The sequence below is a fragment of the Posidoniimonas polymericola genome, assembly GCF_007859935.1.
GTDB classification, from domain to species: domain Bacteria; phylum Planctomycetota; class Planctomycetia; order Pirellulales; family Lacipirellulaceae; genus Posidoniimonas; species Posidoniimonas polymericola.
This window is the reverse complement of sequence record NZ_SJPO01000008.1, coordinates 314,188-336,927: the sequence shown is the minus strand read 5'-3', so window position 1 is coordinate 336,927 and position 22,740 is coordinate 314,188. Positions and strand designations below refer to the sequence as shown.

Here is a 22,740-nt window from a genome sequence, read left to right as displayed (position 1 = left end):
ATCTTCCACACCGCCTCTAAGGCGACCAAGCCACCGCATCAAGACCAATCTTACTACTGTCAGAGGGTTAACGGCGTAACGTGGCGTGGTGTTCGCCATCATCGGCGGCTTCATTGTCTACGCCGCGGTGACCACCAACCCCGAGAAGGCCGGCGGCCTGCCCGAAGCGCTCCACTGGATCCGAGCCCAGGCGTACGGCCCGTGGCTGATGGCCGCGGTCGCCGCGGGGCTGTTCTGCTACGGCGTGTACAGTATCGTCGAGGCGGTCTACCGACGCGTGCAGACGCCTGCCTAGCAAACTCCCTCAAACAACAAGAGCCCCCCTGGCAAGCGTGCTCAGGGAGGCTCTTTTACGCGAATGAACTCAGCAACGCCTAGCGGCGACGCTTGCGCCCCACGGCGGTTAGGCAGCCGAGCAGCGCCAGCGCGACGCTGGCCGGCTCGGGCGTAACTACCACGTTGTCGATGATGACGCCGTTGGCGCCGTTCGCCGAGTTGAAGACGTCCATGCCGCCCAGCAGGATGTTGCCGCCGCTGTAGAACCCGCCGCTGTTGTCGTAGGTGTCCATCACGACGCCATTGAGCATGTAACTAACAAGGTCACCGTTGACGCGAACGCCGACCTTTACCCACGAGCCACGCGGGTTGGTCGATGCTGGCCCAGCGGAGGCGTCGAAGCCTGCCGGGAGGACCGGCTGGTCGGCGTAGTCGCCAAGGCCGGTGTACCCCGTGCTGGTAGCGTTGCCCTCGGCGTAAATGCCGAGGTCGCCGGTGCCGTCGCCGCCTTCGCCGGAGTAGACCCACGCGAGCGGCCCGCCGGAAGCGCCGAATTCGTAAGGGGCGACTGGGGCGTTGTTGTCGAGGAACAGGCCGGCCATGCCGTGCTCGGTCGATCCGCCACCGCCGTCGTTGTAGACAAACATGTCGGCCAGCAGGGTGTAGTTGCCCGAGAAGCTCATGCCGGTGGGGTAGATGGCGTAGGACTCGCCCTCGTTGACGGGGCCGTCGTCGACTTTGTTGACCTGCACGAACACGCCGGTGGTGTCCGTGCCGCCGCTGGGGTTGGCGATGCCCAGCGTGCTGTAATCGAAGGCGAAGTCAACGCTGCCATCGGGACCAACTTCGCCCTCTTGCTGGCTGACGATCGACCACCGGGTCCCGGCGGCGCCGTCGTTGAAGTCGTCTGAGAAGAGTGCTGCGTTTGCCGCAGCAGCAAACAGGGTCGCCGCGGCCGCGGTGGCCGCGAGCACAGGTAGAGTCCGAGTCATGAGGTCGCTCCTTAGGTGTTCGATCGCCTGTATCGACACGCCGCAAACCGGCGGCAGCGCTTCGGTTGATCGTGTTCGGCTTCCCGGTGGCCGTCAACCAAACAAGTTGTTGCGCAACGACTTCTGCGCGAGGTAAAGAGCCGCTTGCGCAACCGGTAGAGAATTCTCCCTCGGTTAACCGCTCAACGGCCCGGCGACCGTCCGACGAAGCCGTCGCAGAGCTGCAGCGGTCGGATTGGGAACCAGGTCGCCCGCCGCGTCAGGACAGCGGAAGGCACAGCCCCGGGGACTTCTGAACCGACCGGCCCGTCCCCTAACCTTGCCTCGACAGTAGCATGCGATGCCGAGCCTAGCACGGACGCCTCTAGCGCCTGCATAATCGACGGCTGAACGGCTCCGACTCCCTGCCCCAAACCTTTGCCGAGAGATCTCCGAATGATCCACGCCTACGCCGCGTCTGCTCCCGAAGCCGACTTCGAGCCATTCGAGTATGACCCCGGTGAGCTCGCGGCCGACCATGTCGAAGTCGAGGTCGAGTTCTGCGGCGTCTGCCACAGCGATCTCAGCATGAAGAAGAACGACTGGGGCATCTCCCAATACCCGTTTGTCGGCGGGCACGAGGTTGCCGGCCGCGTCGCCGCGGTAGGCGACCGCGTGCGTGGGCTCGAGGTCGGCCAGCGGGTCGGCGTCGGCTGGACGTCGGGCTCCTGCCTGCGGTGCGACCAGTGCCTGTCGGGCTACCAGAACCGCTGCCCCGACGCCGAGGGGACCATCGTCGGCCGCCACGGCGGCTTCGCCGACCGCGTCAGGGCGCAGGCCGCGTGGTGCCTGCCGATCCCCGAGGGCGTCTCGTCGGTCGACTGCGGGCCGCTGTTCTGCGGTGGGCTGACGGTGTTCAACCCGCTAGTTGAGAACGACATCGCCCCGACCGCCCGCGTGGCGGTCGTCGGCATTGGCGGCCTGGGGCATATGGCGTTGCAGTTCGCCAACGCGTGGGGCTGCGAGGTGACCGCGTTCAGCACCTCGCCGGAGAAGGAGGACGAGGCCCGCCAGCTGGGCGCCCACCACTTCCTCAACTCGCGTGACGAGCAGGCGCTCAAGTCGGCCGCCGGCTCCTACGACATGGTGCTGGTGACCGTCAACGCGTCCCTGGACTGGGATGCCTATATCAACACCCTCCGCCCGGGCGGCACGCTGCACCTGGTCGGCGCCGCCGAGAAGATCGAGGCGACCGTGTTCCCGCTGATCGCCGGCCAAAAATCAATCAGCGCGTCGCCAACCGGCGCAATCGTCCGCGCCAAGGAGATGCTCGAGTTCTGCGCCCGCCACGACATCAAACCGCTGACCGAGCAGTACCCGATGAGCCAGATCAACGAGGCCATGGCGCGGCTCGAGTCGGGCGAGGCGCGGTACCGGGTGGTGCTGAAGGCCGGGGAGTAGATGGGGGCTAATAGCTGGTCGCCGCTACCGAGCGGCGGTTGCTGGTTCTTCGGAAGGATCGCCAGCGCGCTGAACCTGCCCCAGACCTTTCCTCGAGCGCCCGCCCAGTCCAGTGCCGCTTAACGGCTACCCGTAGAAATGGTTTGGCTGACCCATATTGTAGAATCTCAATATGCGCTCGAACGTTGCTTTGTCATCGTCCAGTTGGTCAGGCGGAAACAGCTCACCTGACATTCTTTGCCAGTACCACTCTCCGTCCAACTTCTGTCGCACCATATGGTCGTGCGCTATCAACCCCAACACTAGGCGATGATTCAAAAGAGGTCGTAGTATGGGGTCTAAAACCTTCCACTTATCGGCTAATACGCGTCGATAGCCAGTGATGAACTCTCGATCAGATACCGGTTTCGGGAAAATCCGATTCTGTGGATTGAACGCCAAGGCGGTATCGAGAACTACAACACCATGCAGTCCTGATTTCTTCACCTGGCGCACGCCGTCCCGCACGCGTTTGCTCACACTTGCTTCACTCTTTACTCGCATTGCGGCCATTCCGTATCGTACTCCATCCAAACCGAACGTAATGTCTGGCTCCTCATAGCGAACGTCATCGAACGAAGCCGCGATGCAAGCCCCGCCAACATGGAGTTCGAAAACAGCGTCGCGTCCCCTAGAATTGACGCGATCCTTTTGTGGAAGATCCGAATCTTTCACAACGCTGGACAGAAGTCGTTTGAATGCAGGGTCGGCTGCGTTAAGGTCGTGTTGGTCCAGAATGAAGCTAAGAGATTGAAGGTCGCGTACACTCTCAATCGCACGTTCGAAACGAGGATCATCAGGATCGACTCTTCCTTTTCCATTCGCGAAGAGTCGTTGGATATCTCCAATCCTGGAAGTTGAAGCGACTTTGATTCCAGCGGCCTCCAGTTTCTCGATAACGTTCTTAAGTTCGTCGGGGCGGCTTCGCTTCGGAATCCTTGGCGGTACGTAGATTTTCATGGCCATTTCCTAACCGACGCGGACTTCCAAGAAATAGAAAGGTCGACTCCCAGTTAATAGCGAAGTCGCCGCTGCCGAGCCGATCTAGATCCAATTATCAGGTTAAGCAATAGGCCGCTACTGATAGATCCCTGGGACCAGAATAGGTTCATTCTGCGAGAACTTTCGCGATACCCCTAGTAGGCGGCCGCCTCACCCAATTTTTCGAAGACAAAGTTCGTGGTCCGTGCACTACCGGCAAGCGAGGCAAGGAGCGTGCAGCACTTGAGGCGCCGCGGCACGTTCCGCACGAGGGCGCTAAACCAATTGGCGGCGGCAACAGAGGTCGCCCCATCTACGCTGGCCCATCGGGATCGCCGTACAGCAGCTCATCGTGATCTGCGGAGGACCATTGCTGGGCATCCGCCGGCTGCGGAGTCTCGTCGGCGATCTGCCAAAGGTCGCTCTGCGGCGATGGCGATTCGCCTGTAGCATCGGCCTCATCCGTGGCCCGGCCGATGACTACCCGGACGTGCGCACCCTCAGGCAGGTTCAGCGGCGTGCTCGGCCGCAGAATGCCGTTTTCGTAGATCGCGTCGACTTGCTCGTCCATACCGGCAGTATACCACCGCGACTAGCCGCAAGGCAAACCTACTGCCCCCTACATATCCACCTTCACCGCCAGCTCCTTCAGCTGACGCGCGTCGACTGTGCCCGGTGCGCCGGTCATCAGGTCCGACGCCTTCTGGGTCTTCGGGAAGGCGATGACGTCGCGGATGTTGTCGATGCCGCCGAACAGCATCACCATCCGGTCCAGGCCCAACGCGATGCCGCCGTGCGGGGGCGCGCCGTACTGCAGGGCCTCGAGCAGGAAGCCGAAGCGGTCCTGGGCCGTTTCCTTGTCGATGCCCAGCAGCGTGAAGACCTTGCTCTGGGTCTCGGCGTCGTGGATCCGGATGGTGCCGCCGCCTGCCTCCGAGCCGTTGATCACTAGGTCGTATGCCTGGGCGCGGCACTTCTCCGGGTCGGACTCGAGGAACTCCAGGTGCTCGGGCAGCGGCGCCGTGAACGGGTGGTGCATGGCGGACCACTTGCCCTCGGCCTGGGGGTTGTCGGCGTCCTCGGCCCGCTCGAACATCGGGAACTCGACGACCCAGCTGAAGTGCATGTCCTTCGGGTCGTACAGCTTCATCTCCTCACCGATCTTGGTCCGCAGCGCGTGCAGCACCTTGCAGGTGCCGAGCCACTTGTCGGCGGAGAACAGGATCAGGTCGCCCTCCTCGGCGCCGAGCCGCTCGCCCATCTCGGCCAGCAGCTCGTCGGAGAAGAACTTGGCGATGTTGCTGTTCAGCACGGGGTTGCCTTCTGGGCCCTTCTCCCCGCGGAACCAGGCGAGGCCCTTCGCGCCGAAGCCCTTGACGAACTCGGTCAGCGCGTCGATGCCGCGGCGGCTGTAGTGTTCGGCGCCCTTCTTGACGCAGATCGCCCGGACGTGGCCGCCCGACTCGACCACCGACTTGAACACGCCGAAGTCGCTCTGGGGGGCGATGTCGGTCAGGTCGACAATCTCGAGGCCGAACCGCAGGTCGGGCGCGTCGTGCCCGAAGCGGGTCATCGCCTCGTCGTAGGTCATGCAGGGCAGCGGCAGCTGGACGTCGATGTCGAGGACCTCCTTGGCGAGCTTCTCGACCAAGCCGTCGATCATGCCGGTGATGTCTTCCTGCTCGACAAAGGCCATCTCGAGGTCGACCTGGGTGAACTCCGGCTGCCGGTCGGCGCGGAGGTCCTCGTCGCGGAAGCAGCGGGCGACCTGCACGTAGCGGTCGTAGCCGGCCATCATCAGGACCTGCTTGTACAACTGCGGCGACTGCGGCAGCGCGTAGAAGTGGCCGTGGTGCACCCGCGAGGGGACCAGGTAGTCGCGGGCCCCCTCCGGCGTGCTGCGGCCGAGGATCGGGGTCTCGATGTCGATGAAGCCGTGCTCTTCGAAGTAGTCGCGCATCCGCTTGGTGAGCTTGTCGCGGAGCATCATGGCGCGCTGCATCACCGGCCGACGCAAGTCGAGGAAGCGGTGCTCGAGCCGCAGCTCCTCGCCCGGCAGGTCGGTCACCTTGGCCGACGGCGAGACCGGCGGGGTCTTGGCCTTGTTGAGCAGCTTGAACTCGGTGGCGCGGAGCTCGATGTCGCCGGTGGCGAGCTTCGGGTTGTGCTGCCCCTCGGGCCGGGCCGCGACGTTGCCGGTAACCTGGATCACAAATTCTGCGCGCAGGTCCTTGGAGGCCTCGATGAACGCCTCGGGCGTGTCGGGCGGGTTGAACGCAATCTGCGTCAGGCCGTACCGGTCGCGGAGGTCCACGAACAGGCCGCCCCCGTGGTCGCGGTAGCTGTCGACCCAGCCGCAGAGGGTCACGACCGAGCCGGCGTCGGATTCACGGAGTTCACCACAGGTGTGCGTGCGGAGCATCGTCAGAAATGGGAAGGGGGAAAGGCGAAAGGGGAATGGAGGCTCCCCCGGATCGGTTAAAGCGAATCGCTGATTGTACTTGCGCCGGCGGGGGCCGGAAAGTGAGGGAGTCTTCCCAGGGAAAGTGCCGCCATAGCACAGCCCACCCCGCCAGGAGTGGGACAATCCTGCTGCCGGGCTAGTCCCACCCCTGGCGGGGTGGGCTACCGCAGGACTAACCGCTGGGTTGGTTCAGCCACTCCCCGAGCCGTCGCATGCCCTCTTCGGTCGAGACCCGCGGCAGGTAGCCGAAGTCCCGCTTGGCGGCCTCGATATTGAAGTAATGGTGCGTCGAGAGCGACCGGGCCAGGAACCGCGTCATGCGGGGCTCCTCCCAGTTGCGGGTCAGCCGGTGCCAGCGCTCGAGCGTCAGCCCCGCCGCAACCGCCTTGCGGGCCGACACCGCTTTGTCGACCGGCGGCAGGTCGACCAGCGCGAGGATCTCGTCGATCCAGCCCCAGCAGTTGACCGGCTTGCCCTGGCTGACGAAGTACGCGCTGCCGGCCACTGAGCTGTCGGGCTCGGCGAGCGCGTCGGCCGCCAGCAGGTGCGCCTCGGCGGCGTTCTCGACGTAGATCGTGTCGACCAGGTTGTGGCCGTCGCCAACGCGGCGGAGCTGGCCGGAGCGGGCCCGCTGGATCAGCCGCGCGGTGAGGTGGTGATCCCGCGGCCCCCACACCAGGTGGGGCCGCAGAGCGCACACCTTGAACTCCCGCCCGTCGGCCAGCGGCTGGCCGTTCATCGACAGCGCGAAGTTTTCGGCGATCGCCTTGGAGTGCGGGTAGTGGGCAAGCCACTTGGTAGGGTACGGCGCCGACTCGTCGACGTTCTTCTGGTGCCGCCCGTCGAATGTGACGCTCGGGCTGCTGGTGAACACCATCCGGTCGACATTCGAATCCTGGCATGCGCCGAGCAGGTTGAGCGTCCCCTGCACGTTCGACTGAAAGTAGTCGTACCAGCGGCCCCACACGCCGACCTTGCCGGCGACATGAAACACGCAGTCGACCCCCTCCACGGCGCGGTTCACCGCCTCGCGGTCGGCCAGGTCGCCGGCGTGCATCTCAACCCCCGCGGCCGCCAGCTCGGGGTAGTCGCCCCGCGCCAGCCCGCGTACCTGATCGCCGCGGGCGAGCAGTTGTTCGACAATGTACCGGCCAAGGAATCCGCCGGGGCCGGTGACGAGGGCGAGCATCGAAGAGTCGCGGGGAATGGTTTCAAGGAGCCGGCGAGCTACGCCTCGCCGCGGTCGGGGGGACCCATTACCTTCCGCGGAATGGGCCGCGAAGGCAAGGGCCGCCGGCCGAGAGGCGTTCTCGGGTGCCGGGGGCGCTCCCGCCAGGGAAGCCCCCGAGAGGTACTGGCCAGGGGTGAGTACATCTCGGGGGCTTCCGCTAGCGCGGAGCGCCCCCGGCACCCTCCAGTGTTGCCCCCACGCCTGCTCCTGCCCTACTCCCCCAGCGTCCGCTTCCGCCGCAGCAAGTGGTGGTAGTGCTGGGCGAAGCGGTGCGACTCGTCCCGCACGTACTGCAGCAGCCGCAGGGCGAACGAGTTGCGGCTCAGCTCGATCGGCTCGCTCTCGCCGGGGCGGTAGATCAGCTCCTCTTTTTTGGCGAGCGAGATCACGGTCGGCGGCTCGATGCCGAGCGACTCGAACGCCTGCATCGCCCGCGAGAGCTGGCCCTTGCCACCGTCGACTAGCAGCAGGTCGGGGAACGCCTGGTCGGTCTCCTCGAGCCGCTTGAAACGCCGGGCGACTACCTCGCGGATGCTGGCGAAGTCGTCGATTCCCTGCACCTCGCGGATGCGGTACCGGCGGTAGCCCGGCTTGAACGGCAGGCCGTCGATGAACTGCACCAGGCTGGCGACCGTCTCCTGCCCCGCCAGGTGCGCGATGTCCACGCCCTCGATCACGCGGATTGGCTCGGGCAGCTTGAGCACCTTCTGCAGCCCGGCCAGGCCCTTCTTGGGGTCGACGTAGAACACCTCGGGTTGGGCGTCCTTCTCGAGGTCGCCCCGCTCGTCGAGCCGCTCGAGCAGCGTGATCTCGTCGCGAAGCCGAGCCGCCTTCTCGAACCGCAGCTCGGCGGCGGCCTCCTTCATCTCGGCCTGCAGCTCGCGGAGCAGCTTCTTCTTGCCGCCGTCGAGGAAGGTCTTGAGCCGCGCGATGTCGCGGCGGTAGTCCTCCTTGCTGACCCGCAGGTTGCACGGCGCGGTGCACTGGTCGATCGACGCCAGCAGGCAGGGGCGGAACCACCGCCACCGCTCGTCGCCGTCTTCGATGTCGAGGCTGCACGTGCGGAACTTGAAGATCCGCTGCAGCACCTGCAACGCGCCGCGCAGCGCGTACACGCTGGTGAACGGCCCGTACAGCTTGGCCGCCGACGACTTCGGCGTGCGGGTGATCTCGACCCGCGGGAAGTCTTCGTGCGTGGTGATCTGCAGGTACGGGAACGACTTGTCGTCGCGGAGCTCCTTGTTGAACTTCGGCTGGATGTCTTTGATCAGCCGCGCCTCCATCAGCATCGCGTCGACCTCGCTGTCGCACTCGACGCACTCGATGTCGTGCGCCTCGCGGACCAGGTCGCGGGTGCGGGCGTCGGCCGCGGCGGCGGCCAGGAAGTAGCTGCCGGCACGCGCGCGGAGGTTCTTCGCCTTGCCGATGTAGATCACCCGCCCGGCCGAGTCGTGGAACAGGTACACGCCCGGCGTGGTGGGGAACTTGCTCTTGACCTTCTCTGCCGCGCGGGCGAAGAACTCGCCCTGCGTCTTCGGCAGTTCCGGCGCAGCGGCGCCGGTGTCCCCGGCCGGGGTCGACTCGATAACAGCGGGCTCGTCTGGGGCGGCGTCTTCGGGCATGGGCGGAATAAGTAAGCTTAGAACCGCCGCGCCTGGCCGGAAAGTGGCGTTTCCCCTGCTGGCCCCCTGCTAGCGTTGCGGGAATGCCAAGGAATAACACTCCCATTAGCCGGCGAGCTACGCCTCGCCGAGAGTCCTGGGGTTCGCTCTGATCGTCAGGAGTGCGTTCCCTGGGACATCCGCCGAGGCGTAGCTCGCCGGCTATTTTTTGCGGTTCTTTGCCATGCCGCCCTCCCCTGCTCTACGATGAGCGGGCTTTTCCTGATTTCCTCAGATTTCTCGCGCCCGGGGTCACTCTGTCCACGGCACTACGGATGTAGCAACCCAACCGCAGCGAGCACGCCGCCGATGCCCCACGCCCAACCCGCGCTGAAGCTGACGACCGACGAGGACTGTGAGGCGCCCGCCGCCTCCGGTCAGCTCGCCGCCGAGCCGACCGACGCCCAACTGCTCGCCCGGTTCGCCGCCGAGCGGGACGAGCACGCCTTTGGCCAGCTCGTCGAGCGGCACGGCCCGCTGGTGCTGGGGGTCTGCCGCCGCAACACTTTCTGCCCCGAGGACGCCGAGGACGCGTTCCAGGCGACCTTCCTGGTGCTGGCCGAGTCGGTCCGCAAGATCCGCCGACGGGCGTCGCTGTCGGCCTGGCTGTACGGCGTCGCCCTGCGGGTGAGCGGCCGCGTCCGCCGAGCAGGCCCGCACGGCGCCACGCAGAACCTGGAGGGCGATGTGGTCCTGCACGCCGACCCCTTGGACGAGCTGCTCGCCCGGCACGACGGCATGGTCGCCGACGAGGAGCTGACCGCCCTGCCCGACAAGCTCCGCCGCCCGCTGGTGCTGCGGTACCTGGCCGGCAAGAGCAACGTCGAAACGGCCGCCGAGCTCGGCATCTCGGTCGCCGCGCTCGAGGGCCGGCTGAAGCGTGGCAAGAGCGAGCTCCGCGCCCGGCTGCGCCGCCGCGGCGTCACGCTGGCGGCGGTGGTCGCCGTGCTGAAGGCGACCCGCGCCGAGGCCGCGTTGCCCGAATCGCTGATCTCCACCGCCACGGCCGTAGCCTGCGGCGGAACCGGGACAACCGCTGAACTCAATGCCAATCCCACCGTTAACCCCATCGCCGCCGAGGAACTTAGCGCCATGCACGCCTTAGGAATCCCCAAGCTGCTGATCCCGCTCACCGCCGCCGGCGTCGCCGTGCTGGCGTTGGGCGTCCACCTGGCGTACTCGCAAGGTACCGATGAGGGCGGCGGCGCAGTCCCGCTGCAGCACGCGGTTGAGCAAGTGGTCAGCGAAAGCGAGTTCGCGGTCGCCGCGGCGCCGGCCAGCCAAAGCTCCCCGGAACCCGCCATCGCCCCCGTTCAGAATCCTCCGGCGTCTGCGCTCATGAGCCGCCTCAGACCGCAGAGCGAATCAGTCGCCAAAATCGAAGCCGCTCTCAGCAAGCCGCTAACCAGACAGGGTCTCGAATTTCTCGACATCCCGCTGGAAGAGTGCATCGACTTCTTGCGGAACGAGTACGAAATCGAGATTCAGCTTGACGAGAAGGCGTTCGACGACCTAGGAATCGGGACCGACGAGCCAGTCACAATCAACCTGCGAAACATCAGCCTCGAATCCGCCTTGAACCTGATGCTAGCGCGGCTCGACCTGACGCATGTGATCGCAAACGAGGTGCTGCTCATCACGGGGCAAGAAGAGGCTGAAACGCACTCGTCAACCAAGCTCTACCCGACCAGCAGACTCGGCTACGACGCCGAGCAACTGCGGCAGACGTTTATCACGATCGTCGCTCCCCACACCTGGTCCGAGAACAAGGGCGAAGCCGAGATCGAGGCCCTCTCCAATGGCGACCTGCTCGTGCGGCAGACCTACGCCGGGCACCGCGAGCTGGCAAAGGTGCTGGAGCAGCTCGCGGCGGTTCCACCGGGCGAACAGGCCGCGGAGCCTAAGGACCGTGACGATCAGGTGACCACAAGAGTCTACCAAGCTTCCGATCTCGGGATCCCCCCCAAGGAGTTGCAAGAGCTCGTTGCGGCCGTAGTGCAGCCAGACACCTGGGCCGACGAGAGCCGCGCCGGAATCAACGCATCTGGCGAACACGGGCTGGTGGTGAGCCAGTCTGAAAGCACGCACAAGCAGATTAACGCTTTGCTGCAGCTTGTGCGGCGCGCCAAGGGAGCGGCGCCCGCGGCAGAGACAGCCACGACCACGCCAGACAACGCGGCCAGGGAGCGAAGCGACGACCTGTTGCAGTCACTGCTGCGGCGACGCGAGGAAGTGCTGCGAGAGGTTCAACGCAAGCAAGATGCCTACGAAGCGTTGGCACAAGAAAGCGGGTCGATCGTCGATCCACAGAATGCCGTGGAGAACCAGCTCGACGTAGTTCTGCTCACTAAGCTTCAGGACGAGCTGCTCAGCCTACGACGCATGGAGGCCTTGGAAGGCAAGCCGTCGGGCGACTTCCGCCAGGAACTCGAAGCCGAGGTCGACAGTATCGAGCAACGCCTCCGCCAGCGTTCCTCTAACGACACCGAGCTGCAACGGCGCCGCGAAGAGATCGAGCAGCTCCAGCAGGTCGCGGCCGAGCTCTCCAAACAGATCGAGGACCTGAAGACCGAGCAGGCTCTCCGCAACGCCGATGAGTAGCAAGCCTCAGTAGCCGGCGAGCTACGCCTCGGCGGTTGCCCCTGAGCATGCTCTCCTGACGATCGGGCCGTTCACCAGGGCTTCCGCCGAGGCGTAGCTCGCCGGCTGCTTGTCAAACTCCGGCGAACTTCCGCAGGTCGGCTTCCATCTCGTCGAGGCGCGCCTCGAGGTCGGCCTTGGTCTCGTCGAGGTCGTGGAGCTGCTCGGCGGGCGTGTAGGCGAACATGTAGAATTTGATCTTCGGCTCGGTGCCGCTGGGGCGGCAGGCGACGTAAGTCCCTTCTTCCTGCGTGTCGAGGATCACGAGGTCGCCGGTCGGACCCTCAAGCGGCGCCGACGGAGCCGTGCCGCCGACGGCGATCTTGACGTTGTTTAGGTAGTCCCGCACCTGCTTGATTGGCAGGCCGCCGACGGCCTCGAGCGGATCGGTGCGGAAGGCGGCCATCACCTTCTTCATCTCGGCCATGCCCTCGCTGCCCGGCATCTGCACGTTGACCAGCCGCTCGGCGTGGCAGCCGTGCTGCCAGAACAAATCGTCGAGCTTCTCGTGCAGCGACTTGCCGTTGGCCTTCAGCTTGGCGGCCAGCTCGCACGCCAGCATCGACGCGACCGCGCCGTCCTTGTCGCGGGCATAGGTGCCGGTCATGTAGCCGTGCGACTCCTCGCAGCCGTAGAGGAACTTGTCGGGGCCGTTCTCATCGATCGCGCCGGCGATCCACTTGAAGCCGACCAACAGGTCGCCCACCACCTTGGCGCCGTAGCTGTCGGCGATGCGGCGGACCATCTGCGTGGTGACCAGCGTCTGCACGACAAAGTGCTCTTGGGTCAGCGTGCCGGGGTAGGTCTCGACGACGTAGTCGCACAGCAGGGCGCAGATCTGGTTGCCGGTCAGGGTCTTCCAGTCGTTGCCGCCGGAGATTACCGGCGCGGCCAGGCCGATGCGGTCGCAGTCCGGGTCGGTCGCGACGCACAGGTCGGCGCCGCTGGTCTTGGCGTGCTCGATCATCGCGTCGAACACCACCGGCCGCTCGGGGTTCGACACGTGGCCCGGCACGTTGGGAAAGTCGCCCGAGGGCTCGGCGTGCGGGCCGAAGATCTCCACGTCCTTGAAGCCGTCGCCGGAGAGCGCCGGCACAACCGCCGTGGCGCCCACGCCGTGCAGCGGCGAGTACAGCACCTTCAGTTCCCGCGGGCCGGGTCGGCCCTGCGCGACAACGTTCTCGATGAACGCCTTGTCGACCTCGTTCTCGCAGAACACGATGTCGCCGTCCGCGACGGCTTTGTCGAAGTCGACGCGGATGATCTCCTGGCAGTTCATCACCCGCTCGATGATCCCCTTGTCGTGCGGCGGCAGCACCTGGCCGCCGGTGCTCCAGTACACCTTCACCGCGTTGTCGCTGGGAGGGTTATGGCTGGCGGTGACCATGATGCCGGTCGAGCAGTTCTTGTAGCGGACCGCGAACGACAGCTCGGGCGTGCTGCGGTAGCCCTGCAGCATGTAGACCTTGAAGCCGGCGGCGACCATGATCTCGGCGCACAGCTTGGCGAACCGCTCGCCGTTGTGGCGGGTGTCGCGGCAGAGTGCGCATGACAGCTCGGCCCCCTCGCCCAGCGTGTCCTTAATGTAGTTGGCCAGGCCCTGGGCGCTCTCGCCGATAGTGCGGTCGTTGATGGCGTTCGAACCGAACGGGTACATCTTGCCGCGGCGGCCGCCGGTTCCGAACGGGATGATGGTCCAGAACACGTCATCGAGGGTCTGCCAGTCGCCCCGCTCGACGTGCTCGACAATCTGGTCGGCGTACTCGGCGTAGCGGTCCTCGGTGAGCCAGGCGGTTAGGTTCTCGAGGGCGGAGTCGGTCAGCTTGCCGTCGGCGACCGCGCCCTTGGCGGCGGTCAGCGCTTCGTCGATGGTCATACGGGTTCTGCGGGTTTTCGATGGTTCCAACTGCCAGAGCGAACCATAAATTAGCACAGAAGACCCGGGCGGCGTAGCGGGGCCACGTTCGGCGTTCTTACCGCCAGGACGCGAGAGCGATTGCAGCCCGCCGGGCGGCATCTCGACGCCCGATAAAGAAGTGAACCGCCAAGACGCCAAGTCGCCAAGGGGCTAGGGGCAGTCCGCGAACCGACAATCAGTGTGGGCAATCGTGCTGACTCGCGAGCGGGTCGGGCGGGCACTACCCAACCGCCAGGCTTGGCGTCTTGGCGGTTCCCAAGCTTCAGCCAAGAGAGGTGCGGACGCCTGCCCCGCAGACAGGCGAGCGAGGGCCCTTCGACCAGGTGGTGCAAGGCCGCCGCCAGCACGACGGCGACCGCCACCGCGGCGGCGACGCCAAGCCCCGGGGCGATGCCTGCGGCTTCGGCCGAACGCATGATCACGTAGCCGATGTTCTGGTGCACCAGGTAGAGCGGGTACGAAAGCGCGCCGAGGTAGACCAGCCCGCGTTGGTTGAGCCACGGCAGCCGGCCGTGGACGGCGGCGGCCAGCAGCCCCGCCAGCCCGATGCCGACGACGCCAGCGGTCACACCGTGGTGCAGCACGTCGGCCAGCAAACAGAGGGTGACGCCGAGCACGGCCTCGAGGCTGTCGATCCGCCGCTGCTTCAGCGAGTACAGCAGGATGCCGACGCCGAACAGCGGGATGTACTTCAGGCTGCCGAGGGTCATCAGCTTGGTGACGTGCGCGGCGGCGGCCGGCAGCAGGCCGTGCTCGGCGCCCAACGAGATCAGCAGGGCGGCGACCGACACGGCGACCCAAGCGACCACCGCGGTCAGCGGCCGCCGGAACACGCCGCTGCGGAACAGCAGCAGCATGTTGGCGTAGAAGATCACCTCGGCCTGCAGCGACCAGTACGCGCCGTCAACGTGCTCGGCGCCGAGCAGCGACTGGACCATCGTCACGTTCAGCAGCGCGTCCCGCGGCGAGACCTCCTGCCCCGGCAGCCCGAACCAGGCGACCACCGCGAAGGTCAACCCAACCGCGACCCAGTACGCCGGGTACAGCCGGCTGAACCGGCCCCACACGAACGAGAACCAGCCCGTGGTCCGCTCGAGCGTCATCAGGATCACAAAGCCGCTCAGCATAAAGAACAGGTCGACGCCGTACTCGCCGAGGGAGACCGACCAGCCGAGCGGCGTCGCGCGACCAAACAGCGCCTCAAACCGCGTGGTGAAATGGAACAGAACCACTGCGACGGCGGCCAGTCCACGCAGGGCGTCGAGTTCCAGGATGCGGCCCGTCGAGGGAGCAGCGGAGGAGGCGTTCGGCTTCGTCATGCAGGCAGTCGCCGGGCGGGAGGAGGGAGTCCGCCACGGGAGGATGCAATCGAGGCGCCAGCCGCCAGAGCCCGGCAAAACGCCGGCAATCTGCCCGCGACTCTGTTGCGGAAACACAACCACCTTGCGATTTGGCCACAACGAGGCCCGCTACGCGGTCGCTTCGTACGCCGGGAAGTCGGTGTACCCGCTGGCCCCGGTCGGCGAGTACCAATCCTCCATCGGCGCCTCGGGCGCCAGGGGCCAGCCGTTGGCGAACCGCTCGGCCAGATCCGGGTTGCTGATGAACGGGCGGCCGAACGAGATCAGGTCGGCGTCGCCGCTGGCGATCGCCTGGTCGGCCGACTCGCGGTCGTAACCGCAGTTGCCCATCAGCGTGCCGTGGTAGTGCTTGCGGACCTCGGCGAGCGTGACCGGCTCGCCCAGCTCGTGGAAGCCGAAGCCGAGGCCGTCCATCACGTGCAGGTAGGCCAGGTTGAGCTGGTCGAGCTGCTCGAACGCGTGGGTGAACTGCTCGCGGTAGTCGGGCGATCCCATGCCATTGAACGAGCCGTTGGGCGACAGCCGCACGCCGACGCGGGTCGAGTCCCACACCTCGGTGACGGCGGCCATAACCTCGCCGAGCATCCGGTAGCGGTTCTCGATACTGCCGCCGTACCGGTCGTCGCGGTGGTTGGTCTTGGACTGCAGGAACTCGTCGAGCAGGTAGCCGTTGGCCGAGTGCACCTCGACGCCGTCGAAGCCGGCCTCCTTGGCCCGCGCGGCGGCGTTGCGGTAGTCCTCGACGATTTCGGGGATCTCTTCGGTGTCGAGCGCCCGCGGGGTTTCGTAGGGCTGCTTGCCGGTCGGCGTGTGCGCGTGCTCGCCGTCGATCGCGATCGCCGACGGGGCGACCGGCGGGGCGCCGGCGTGGAACTCGCTGTGCGAGGCGCGGCCGGTGTGCCACAGCTGCATGAAGATCCGCCCGCCGGCGTCGTGTACGGCTTCGGTGACCTTGGTCCACCCCAGCTGCATCGGGTTGGTGTAGATGCCGGCCGACTCGTTCCAGCCATTAGCCTGGGGCGAGACGGTAGTCGCCTCGGAGATGATCAGCCCAGCCGACGCCCGCTGCGCGTAGTAGGTCGCGTTTACTGCCTGCGGCACGCGGCCCTTGCCGGCCCGCCCCCGGGTGAGGGGCGCCATCACCACGCGGTTCTTCAGCTGAAGTCCGTGGAGGTCGTAGGGCGAGAGCAGCGAATCGGTGCTGGTGGCTTGAGCCATGCAGATTCCTTGGGGCTAGAGGGCGGGGGCCAGAGCGGCTAGCGCGGGCAGGTCGGCGCGGTGGGGAGTTAATCATAGCGCCAACGCTTGCTTCGGCAACCGGCAAGCTGGAAAGGGGCCCTATCGCTGGCGGACCCGTGTGGCGCTCAATCGGTGGCGGTTGGCGCCGCTGCCAGCAGCTGGCGGGCCCACTGCCGCGTCGGGGTGGTCACGCTCTCATCCGCGGCAACGGCTTCTAGCCGCTCGCGCGCCGCCGAGGATTCGCCCTGCTGGCTCAACGCGATCGCCGCATAGACGCGGGCTGCCTCGCCGAGGCGGCTGGCCCCGTCGAATCGAGAAACCGCATCGCCACCCGACTCGGCGAGGGCGTTGAAGTCGGTCAAGGCGTCGGCGGGCTTGCCCTGATGCAGCAGCAGCTTGCCGTGGAACAGCAAGTAGTCACCTGCGAACTCTGGGGCGCCCTCGAGGTGCGCGAGGTGCTCGGCACACTTGTCGAGCTGTTGCGGCCCGACAGCGCCGAAGTTCAGCAGGCGCAGCGCCTGGAGGTGGTCTTCTTGATGCGTGTGCTCCTGGACCTCGGCGTCGGTGAGCGGCAGGAACCGGCCGGCTGGGATCACCTCAACGCCGTCCGCTCCGGCCAGGTGGTCGACCAAGTAGTAGGCGTGGGCCGCGCCGAAGACCACGGCGATCCGCTGGCCGCGATGCTGCTCGGCCAACTTGCAGACGTTTTCGACGATGTGGTCGTTCCGCGCCTGCCACGGAGACTTGCCGACGGCGAGCCGCTGCAGGTCGGCGTGGTAACGGCGCCACAGCTCGTAGTTGGCGTCGGAGTTCGCGAGCTCGAAGGTCAGCGGCTGAGCGTTCTTCGCTTGGAAGACCGCCTCGATCCGCTGCAGCTCAACGCCGTGCCCGGCGGTGCGGAGCCCGGACAGCCACTGGCCTAGTTGCAGCTGGTAGGTTGGTTCCAACCAGTCGCACTGCTCGACCGCCAGTCCAAGCTGGTCGGCCCACGGCTTGGTCACACGCGATAACTCGTAGGGGGCGTAGCTCCACGGGTCGGGAGCATTGAAGGGCGCCTCGACCGCAAGCAGATCGGGCTCCGCCTTCACCAGAAACGCGCGCAGGTGGCCCGGCGTGAACCCAGCGGGCATGTCGGTGAGAAAATGCTGCGTCCCGACTACGACAACTTGGGTAGGCTCCGCACCGGCGGAGTGGGGGGAGCCAAGCAGCGACAAAGCGAGGACCGAGGCAATCCAGAACACGACGGGCTGCCCCACCGGAGCGTCCCCTAAGCTTCTTCGATGACTTCCTTGACCGGCTGCACGAAGTGCGGCGACTTGCCCTTGGAGGTCAGCTCTTCGGCCTTCTTTTCGGCCTCTTTCTTCTGGCTGTAGTCGTACAGCGCGACCCGCTTGAGCGACTGGTTGAAGACGCCCCAGAACGCCTTGAGGCGGACCTCGGCGGCGGCCTTCTTGGTCTTGCGGGTGGTCTTCTTCTTGGCGGCCTTCTTCTTCTTGGGGGCTTCTTTCTCCAGCTTCTCGGCTGCCTCGGCCTCGGCACGTAATTCCTTGCGACTTACTACTTTACGTGCCATCTAACCGATGCCTGGGAGGGAGGAAAGAATACGACCACCAAAATCCAAGTCCTGAATATACCGGAATTTGCGGCCGCTGACTATCGGCGCCCGCCCACCCGATGGCGGGATGCGGCGCAACCTGCGGCGATCCATTGGTCGACTTGATGGCGGCACAATTTCAAGGCCGCTCAGCCTGAAGGCCGCCCTGAAGGCCGCCCCAACGGCCGTTTAGTCGCGGGCGATCGTGATTCCCAGCTTTTCTGCCTGGATCGTCAGCGCCGGCTGGAAGTAGATGATGGGGCGGTGCGACTTCTTGCCGTTGCGGACCGGCGATCGCTCCCGCGCCCAGAAGTACGTGCGGTCGACCAGCTTGCGTGGCAGGCGGCCGCGCTCGACGGTGTCCACCACGGCGTCGATGAATTCGACCTCCGAGGGGCGCCTCGCCTGGAGGCCCAGCACCAATCGTTCGCGGAAGGTGGGCTCCTTCCCCCCCTGCTGCGCGGCGAACAGCCCCGCGGTCAGGCAGAATACCAGAGCGATGCTCAGAAATGCGGCGGACTTGTGGCGGTAACGGCCCATATTCGTGCGTTGGTTCGGCTTGCGGTTTCCCCCTCGCGAGCGGCGCAGGGGCGGATAATTAGCAGGCCCGCCGCTCGCCGGCAATGCCGATTCGCCACCCGCCACCCCGATAGCGGGGCCCTGTGGGCGCGCGGTTTGCAACAGCGTGAAACGTGAAATAAAAGCTCGCCAGCAAGGTTTCGCGGACTAGGATTATTGTGTAGGTTTGCCCGTCCCACGGCGGCGCCAAACCGGCTCATGTCGCCCGCCGCCGGGAGACGATAACTACACGCACACGCAAGCAACCGCCGGCCGCAAGCAATCGCCTGCGTCGGCGGACACGATTCAAACTTTCCGGTCGCCATTCCGTCGGGAGGACCACTAATTTGATTGGCCCGGGTCGGTAACATGGCAGCGCGCAGCGCTGTTCGACCTGCGTCTTTCTTCAAGCGACTCCACTCCGTCGCAAGCGACCGGGAGTTTGTTACAAGAGAAGGCCGCGTGGGTTCGCCCCACGCGGCCTTTTTGCTGCGCTGTCGCTTTCGCTGCGTCTACTCAACCATCACGCGCGACGCCTCGTCGGCGCTCAGCGTGCGCCGCCCGGCGTCGACCTGGACGACCAACGCGCCCTCGGTCGAGGGCGGGGCCAGCCGACCCTCGGCGCCGATCTCGAGCCCCGCGTCGCTCAGCTTCCGCAGGAACTCAGGCGACTGGTCCACCACACGCGTAACCCGGAACGGCACGCCGGGCGGGTGGTCGGCCAACGGCCCGTCGGACGGCGCGGCGATCGAGCCGTCCGACGCGGGGATCGGCTCGCCGTGCGGGTCGACCGACGGGAAGCCGAGTTGGGCGTCGATGCGGTCGACCAGCCAGTCGCTGACCGCGTGCTCCATGTTCTCGGCCTCGTCGTGGACCTCGTCCCACGAGAGCCCGAGCGTCTGCACCAGGAACAGCTCGATCAACCGGTGCCTGCGGATGACCCGCATCGCGAGCCGCTCGCCGGACGCAGTCAGGTGGACCCCTTCGTACGGCGTGTAAGTCGCCAGGCCGCTGTCGGCCAGGGTCTTGAGCATGCTGGTGACCGTGCCGGGCGACACGCCCAGCGCGGCGGCGATCTGCCCGGTGGCGATGGTCTCCGCCTCGTGCTCCCCGGCGAGGTGCACGATGGTCTTCAGGTAGTTCTCGACAGTAAGGCTAGCCACACGGCGTGCTCCTGGATGATAATCACGGGGCTGAATCACCCTTACCTCGAGGGGCGGATACCCCAGCCACAGCAGTGGGCCCGCCTTCCTCAACCACTAGCACTCCCCAGCGTAATCATGCCAGTCGGCGATGCCAATCTAGCCCCCGCCGCCCGCCCGGCCGACGCCGCGCCGGGTGCTAGACCTGCCGCCGAGCTCCCGCCTGAGGTCCGACGGCACGTCGAGTTTCCCAGCCACTGGCTGTCGACTCCGCAGGGGCGGCTGCACTACGCCGACGAGGGCCCCAAGGGCGCCGAGCAGACGCTGCTGTTCGTGCACGGCAATCCGACCTGGAGCTACCACTGGCGGCGGCTGATCAAGAAGTTCCGCGGCGAGCGGCGGTGCGTCGCGATGGACCACCTCGGCATGGGCGGCAGCGAGCTGCCACCCGAGCCGCTGCGGCTCGCCGACCACATCGACAACGTGGTGCGGTTGATCGACACGCTCGACCTGCGCGGGGTGACGCTGGTCGCGCAGGACTGGGGCGGCTCGATCGGCCTGGGCGCGCTCGAGCAACGCCGCGACCGCTTCGAACGGATCGTGCTGTTCAACACCGGGGCGTTCCCGCCCGAGAAGATCCCGCTGCGGATTGATGTCTGTCGCACGCCGGTGCTCGGGCGGTGGGCCCTGCAGGGGCTCAACGCGTTCTCGTGGGCCGCGCTCCGGATGACGCTCTCCCGCTCGCCCGACCTGCCGCCGGGCGTCGGCGAGGCCTACCTCGCGCCGCACCCCGACTGGCGCCGCCGCCGCGCAGTGTACGACTTTGTCGCCGACATCCCCCGCAACGCGTCGCACCCAACGTGGCAGACGCTGGAGAAGATCGAGGGCGGCCTGCCCGCGCTCGCCGAACTGCCGATCTGCCTGATCTGGGGGATGAAGGACTGGTGCTTCGCGCCGTGGTGCCTGGAGCGGTTTCTTAAATCGTGGCCCGCGGCCGAGACCCACCGCCTGCAGGACGTCGGCCACTGGGTAGTCGAGGACGCGCCGGTCGAGGCCGAGAAGATCGTCGCGCAGTTCTTGGGCTCGACCCCGGCGGCGGGGCGGCAATGAGCCCCGCCGACCCGGCCCGGCCGGGCAGCCTGGGGGCGTGCGCGACGCTCGCCTGCCTGTGGGAGGCAACCGCCCCCAAGCCGGGCAACGTCTACCGCGGCGCCGACTTCGCCGACATGTCCTACGGCGACTTCGTCACGGCGGCGGTCGCGGTGGGTCAGGTGTTCGACAGCGCGGCCGACCAGACGGTGGGCGAGCTGACCCTCAGCGCGGTTCAGGCGATGCGGGCGGCGGTCGCGGTCAACACGCACCTGGGGACCATCCTGCTGCTCGGGCCGCTCGCGAAGGGCGCCGGCCCCGCTGGCGGCATCTGCGGCGCGGCCGCCGCGGTCGCCCGACAAACCACCCGCGACGACGCCCGGCTCGCCTACCAGGCGATCCGCCTGGCCGCCCCCGGCGGGATGGGCGAATCCGCCAAGGCCGACCTCAGCGAGCAGTCGCCCGCGGTCACGCTCTACGAGGCGATGACCCTCGCCGCCGACCGCGACCTGGTCGCCCGCCAGCACGCGGGCGGCTTCGCCGACGTCGCCGCGGTCGCGGCGCAGATCGCCACGCTCCTAGCCGACGGCGCGCCGCTCGCCGACGCGATCGTCCACGCCCACACCGCGCAGATGGCCGCCGCGGCCGACACGCTGATCGCCCGCAAGTGCGGGCCCGGGGTCGCCGCGGAGTCGGCCGCGCGGGCCGGGCGGGTGATCGACGCCGGCCCTCTCGGCAGCGACGCCTACCAGCAGCAGCTGGCCGACCTCGACTTCTGGCTCCGGTCCGACGGCCACCGCCGCAACCCCGGCGCGACCGCCGACGTGGTCGCCGCGGCGTTGTTCTGCCTGCTGGTCGAGGATCGGTTATCCTGGCCGGTGCGGTTCTACGGCGCCCCGAGCTGACCTCCCTCCAGAATCCAATCATGTCCGAGCAATACCACGTGCGGGTCGCCAAGGAGCACTTCGTGTTCTCGGCCGCCCACTTCATCACCTTCGGCGACAACATCTGCGAGCGGCTGCACGGGCACAACTACGCGGTCGCGGCCGAGGTGCACGGCCCGCTGGACGCCAACCAGTATGTGGTCGACTTCATCCTCGTGCGGGACACGCTGGCCAAGCTGACCCAGGAGCTCGACCACCACGTGCTGCTGCCGACCAAGCACCCCACGATCCGCGTCGAGGTCGCGGGTCAAGAGGTGACCGCGACCTTTGAGGAACGCCGGTGGGTGTTCCCGCTCGGCGATTGTGTCCTGCTAGAGGTGGAAAACACTACCGCAGAGCTGCTCGCCCGCGTGCTCGGCGAGCGGTTGCACGAGCGGCTCCGCGAGGGCGGCTACGCAAGCCCTGCCGCCATCACGGTTTCGGTCGACGAGTGCAACGGCCAGGAGGGCGTCTGGAGCTGGACGGCCGATTGACCCGTTCCGGTTGTGCGGGCCCTGCCCTCGGCGCAACCGCTACACCCGGCGCCGAAGTGTGGGCCGTCTGCCGTAAAGCGGGCGCGGTTGGTCCCCGCGTCGCTGTGGGAACCTAGTCTTGGGGTACACACAGCTCCGCACCCGTGCGGCGGCACTCCGTCTGCCCTCTGGGCGCCACCTGAGTCAGTGGATGCACAATGCAAGCCGAACACATTAATCCGTTCCTGAAGGCCGTCTCTAACACGTTCAGCACGATGCTGAATGCCGAGGCCCGCCGCGGCGACCTCACGCTCGGCGACCCCAAGGTGCGCAAGTATCCGATCAGCGGCATCATCGGCCTGTCGGGCCACGCGATCGGCACCGTGGTGATCAACCTCTCCGAGGAGGTAGCGATCAAGGCGGCGTCGGTCATGTTGATGGACGAGATTACTGAGCTGAACGACGACGTCATCGACACCGTCGGCGAGCTGGCCAACATGATCGCCGGCCAGGCGAAGGTCGAGCTCGAGCAGTACGAGCTGTCGGTCAGCCTGCCGAACGTCGTGACCGGCGTCGGCCACGAGGTCCGCTTCCCGTCGTCGTCGCCCCCCGTGAGCGTCAGCTACGACACCGACTTCGGCCCGCTGCTGCTGGAGGTTGGCTTCGAGCCCTCCAAGGTCATCGCCTAGCCAACCCGCACGGCGCGGCGCCAGCACTGC

At 66.7% G+C, this 22,740-nt stretch carries 20 protein-coding genes; 7 read left to right on the top strand and 13 right to left on the bottom strand.

Features of this window, described 5'->3' with window-relative positions:
* Positions 1-85: 85 nt before the first annotated feature.
* Positions 86-295, top strand: coding sequence for a DUF1206 domain-containing protein (locus Pla123a_RS17360; protein ID WP_146589277.1), 210 nt, complete (start codon positions 86-88; stop codon positions 293-295).
* 79 nt (positions 296-374) lie between these two features.
* Here the strand turns inward: Pla123a_RS17360 and Pla123a_RS17355 are convergent, their stop codons facing one another.
* Positions 375-1,268: a PEP-CTERM sorting domain-containing protein gene (locus Pla123a_RS17355; protein WP_146589275.1), complete on the bottom strand. Its 894-nt coding sequence runs from the start codon at positions 1,266-1,268 to the stop codon at positions 375-377.
* Positions 1,269-1,703: 435 nt separating this feature from the next.
* On the opposite strand from Pla123a_RS17355, the gene ahr reads away from it, so the two are divergent.
* The gene (ahr, locus tag Pla123a_RS17350; RefSeq protein WP_146589273.1) at positions 1,704-2,708 is read left to right on the top strand and encodes an NADPH-dependent aldehyde reductase Ahr; all 1,005 of its coding nucleotides are present in this window, start codon (positions 1,704-1,706) and stop codon (positions 2,706-2,708) included.
* Positions 2,709-2,834: 126 nt separating this feature from the next.
* Here the strand turns inward: ahr and Pla123a_RS17345 are convergent, their stop codons facing one another.
* The 5 genes from Pla123a_RS17345 to Pla123a_RS17325 all read right to left on the bottom strand — a co-directional run bounded on the left by Pla123a_RS17345 (position 2,835) and on the right by Pla123a_RS17325 (position 9,045).
* A complete protein-coding gene (locus tag Pla123a_RS17345; protein ID WP_146589271.1) occupies positions 2,835-3,707 on the bottom strand; it encodes a hypothetical protein in 873 nt (290 codons plus the stop codon).
* A gap of 334 nt (positions 3,708-4,041) precedes the next feature.
* Complete coding sequence (locus Pla123a_RS17340) at positions 4,042-4,299, bottom strand: antitoxin family protein (protein ID WP_146589269.1); 258 nt, start codon at positions 4,297-4,299, stop codon at positions 4,042-4,044.
* 48 nt (positions 4,300-4,347) lie between these two features.
* Complete coding sequence (aspS, locus tag Pla123a_RS17335) at positions 4,348-6,150, bottom strand: aspartate--tRNA ligase (RefSeq protein ID WP_146589267.1); 1,803 nt, start codon at positions 6,148-6,150, stop codon at positions 4,348-4,350.
* A 214-nt stretch (positions 6,151-6,364) separates the two neighbouring features.
* Positions 6,365-7,381, bottom strand: a complete 1,017-nt coding sequence (locus tag Pla123a_RS17330) for an NAD-dependent epimerase/dehydratase family protein (RefSeq protein ID WP_146589265.1) — start codon at positions 7,379-7,381, stop codon at positions 6,365-6,367.
* Positions 7,382-7,635: 254 nt separating this feature from the next.
* Positions 7,636-9,045, bottom strand: coding sequence for an excinuclease ABC subunit UvrC (locus Pla123a_RS17325; protein WP_146589263.1), 1,410 nt, complete (start codon positions 9,043-9,045; stop codon positions 7,636-7,638).
* Between the two features lie 348 nt (positions 9,046-9,393).
* On the opposite strand from Pla123a_RS17325, the gene Pla123a_RS17320 reads away from it, so the two are divergent.
* Complete coding sequence (locus tag Pla123a_RS17320) at positions 9,394-11,685, top strand: RNA polymerase sigma factor (RefSeq protein ID WP_197528069.1); 2,292 nt, start codon at positions 9,394-9,396, stop codon at positions 11,683-11,685.
* 112 nt (positions 11,686-11,797) lie between these two features.
* Here the strand turns inward: Pla123a_RS17320 and Pla123a_RS17315 are convergent, their stop codons facing one another.
* The 7 genes from Pla123a_RS17315 to Pla123a_RS17285 form a co-directional block, all read right to left on the bottom strand.
* Positions 11,798-13,600: a phospho-sugar mutase gene (locus Pla123a_RS17315; protein ID WP_146589259.1), complete on the bottom strand. Its 1,803-nt coding sequence runs from the start codon at positions 13,598-13,600 to the stop codon at positions 11,798-11,800.
* 50 nt (positions 13,601-13,650) lie between these two features.
* A complete protein-coding gene (locus Pla123a_RS17310; RefSeq protein WP_146589257.1) occupies positions 13,651-14,961 on the bottom strand; it encodes an acyltransferase family protein in 1,311 nt (436 codons plus the stop codon).
* A gap of 150 nt (positions 14,962-15,111) precedes the next feature.
* Positions 15,112-16,221, bottom strand: a complete 1,110-nt coding sequence (locus Pla123a_RS17305) for an alkene reductase (protein WP_146589255.1) — start codon at positions 16,219-16,221, stop codon at positions 15,112-15,114.
* 146 nt (positions 16,222-16,367) lie between these two features.
* The gene (locus Pla123a_RS17300; RefSeq protein ID WP_146589253.1) at positions 16,368-17,498 is read right to left on the bottom strand and encodes a hypothetical protein; all 1,131 of its coding nucleotides are present in this window, start codon (positions 17,496-17,498) and stop codon (positions 16,368-16,370) included.
* An 11-nt stretch (positions 17,499-17,509) separates the two neighbouring features.
* Complete coding sequence (locus Pla123a_RS17295; RefSeq protein WP_146589251.1) at positions 17,510-17,815, bottom strand: hypothetical protein; 306 nt, start codon at positions 17,813-17,815, stop codon at positions 17,510-17,512.
* A gap of 210 nt (positions 17,816-18,025) precedes the next feature.
* On the bottom strand, positions 18,026-18,376 hold the full coding sequence (locus Pla123a_RS17290; RefSeq protein WP_146589249.1) for a hypothetical protein: 351 nt from the start codon (positions 18,374-18,376) through the stop codon (positions 18,026-18,028).
* Between the two features lie 530 nt (positions 18,377-18,906).
* On the bottom strand, positions 18,907-19,557 hold the full coding sequence (locus Pla123a_RS17285) for a metal-dependent transcriptional regulator (protein ID WP_146589247.1): 651 nt from the start codon (positions 19,555-19,557) through the stop codon (positions 18,907-18,909).
* A gap of 117 nt (positions 19,558-19,674) precedes the next feature.
* On the opposite strand from Pla123a_RS17285, the gene Pla123a_RS17280 reads away from it, so the two are divergent.
* The 4 genes from Pla123a_RS17280 to Pla123a_RS17265 all read left to right on the top strand — a co-directional run bounded on the left by Pla123a_RS17280 (position 19,675) and on the right by Pla123a_RS17265 (position 22,710).
* A complete protein-coding gene (locus tag Pla123a_RS17280; protein WP_197528068.1) occupies positions 19,675-20,646 on the top strand; it encodes an alpha/beta fold hydrolase in 972 nt (323 codons plus the stop codon).
* The gene (locus Pla123a_RS17275; protein ID WP_146589243.1) at positions 20,643-21,530 is read left to right on the top strand and encodes a triphosphoribosyl-dephospho-CoA synthase; all 888 of its coding nucleotides are present in this window, start codon (positions 20,643-20,645) and stop codon (positions 21,528-21,530) included. Before Pla123a_RS17280 ends, Pla123a_RS17275 begins: the two co-directional genes overlap by 4 nt.
* Before the next feature lie 20 nt (positions 21,531-21,550).
* Positions 21,551-22,042, top strand: coding sequence for a 6-pyruvoyl trahydropterin synthase family protein (locus Pla123a_RS17270; RefSeq protein WP_146589241.1), 492 nt, complete (start codon positions 21,551-21,553; stop codon positions 22,040-22,042).
* A gap of 197 nt (positions 22,043-22,239) precedes the next feature.
* On the top strand, positions 22,240-22,710 hold the full coding sequence (locus Pla123a_RS17265; RefSeq protein ID WP_146589239.1) for a chemotaxis protein CheX: 471 nt from the start codon (positions 22,240-22,242) through the stop codon (positions 22,708-22,710).
* Positions 22,711-22,740 lie beyond the last annotated feature (30 nt).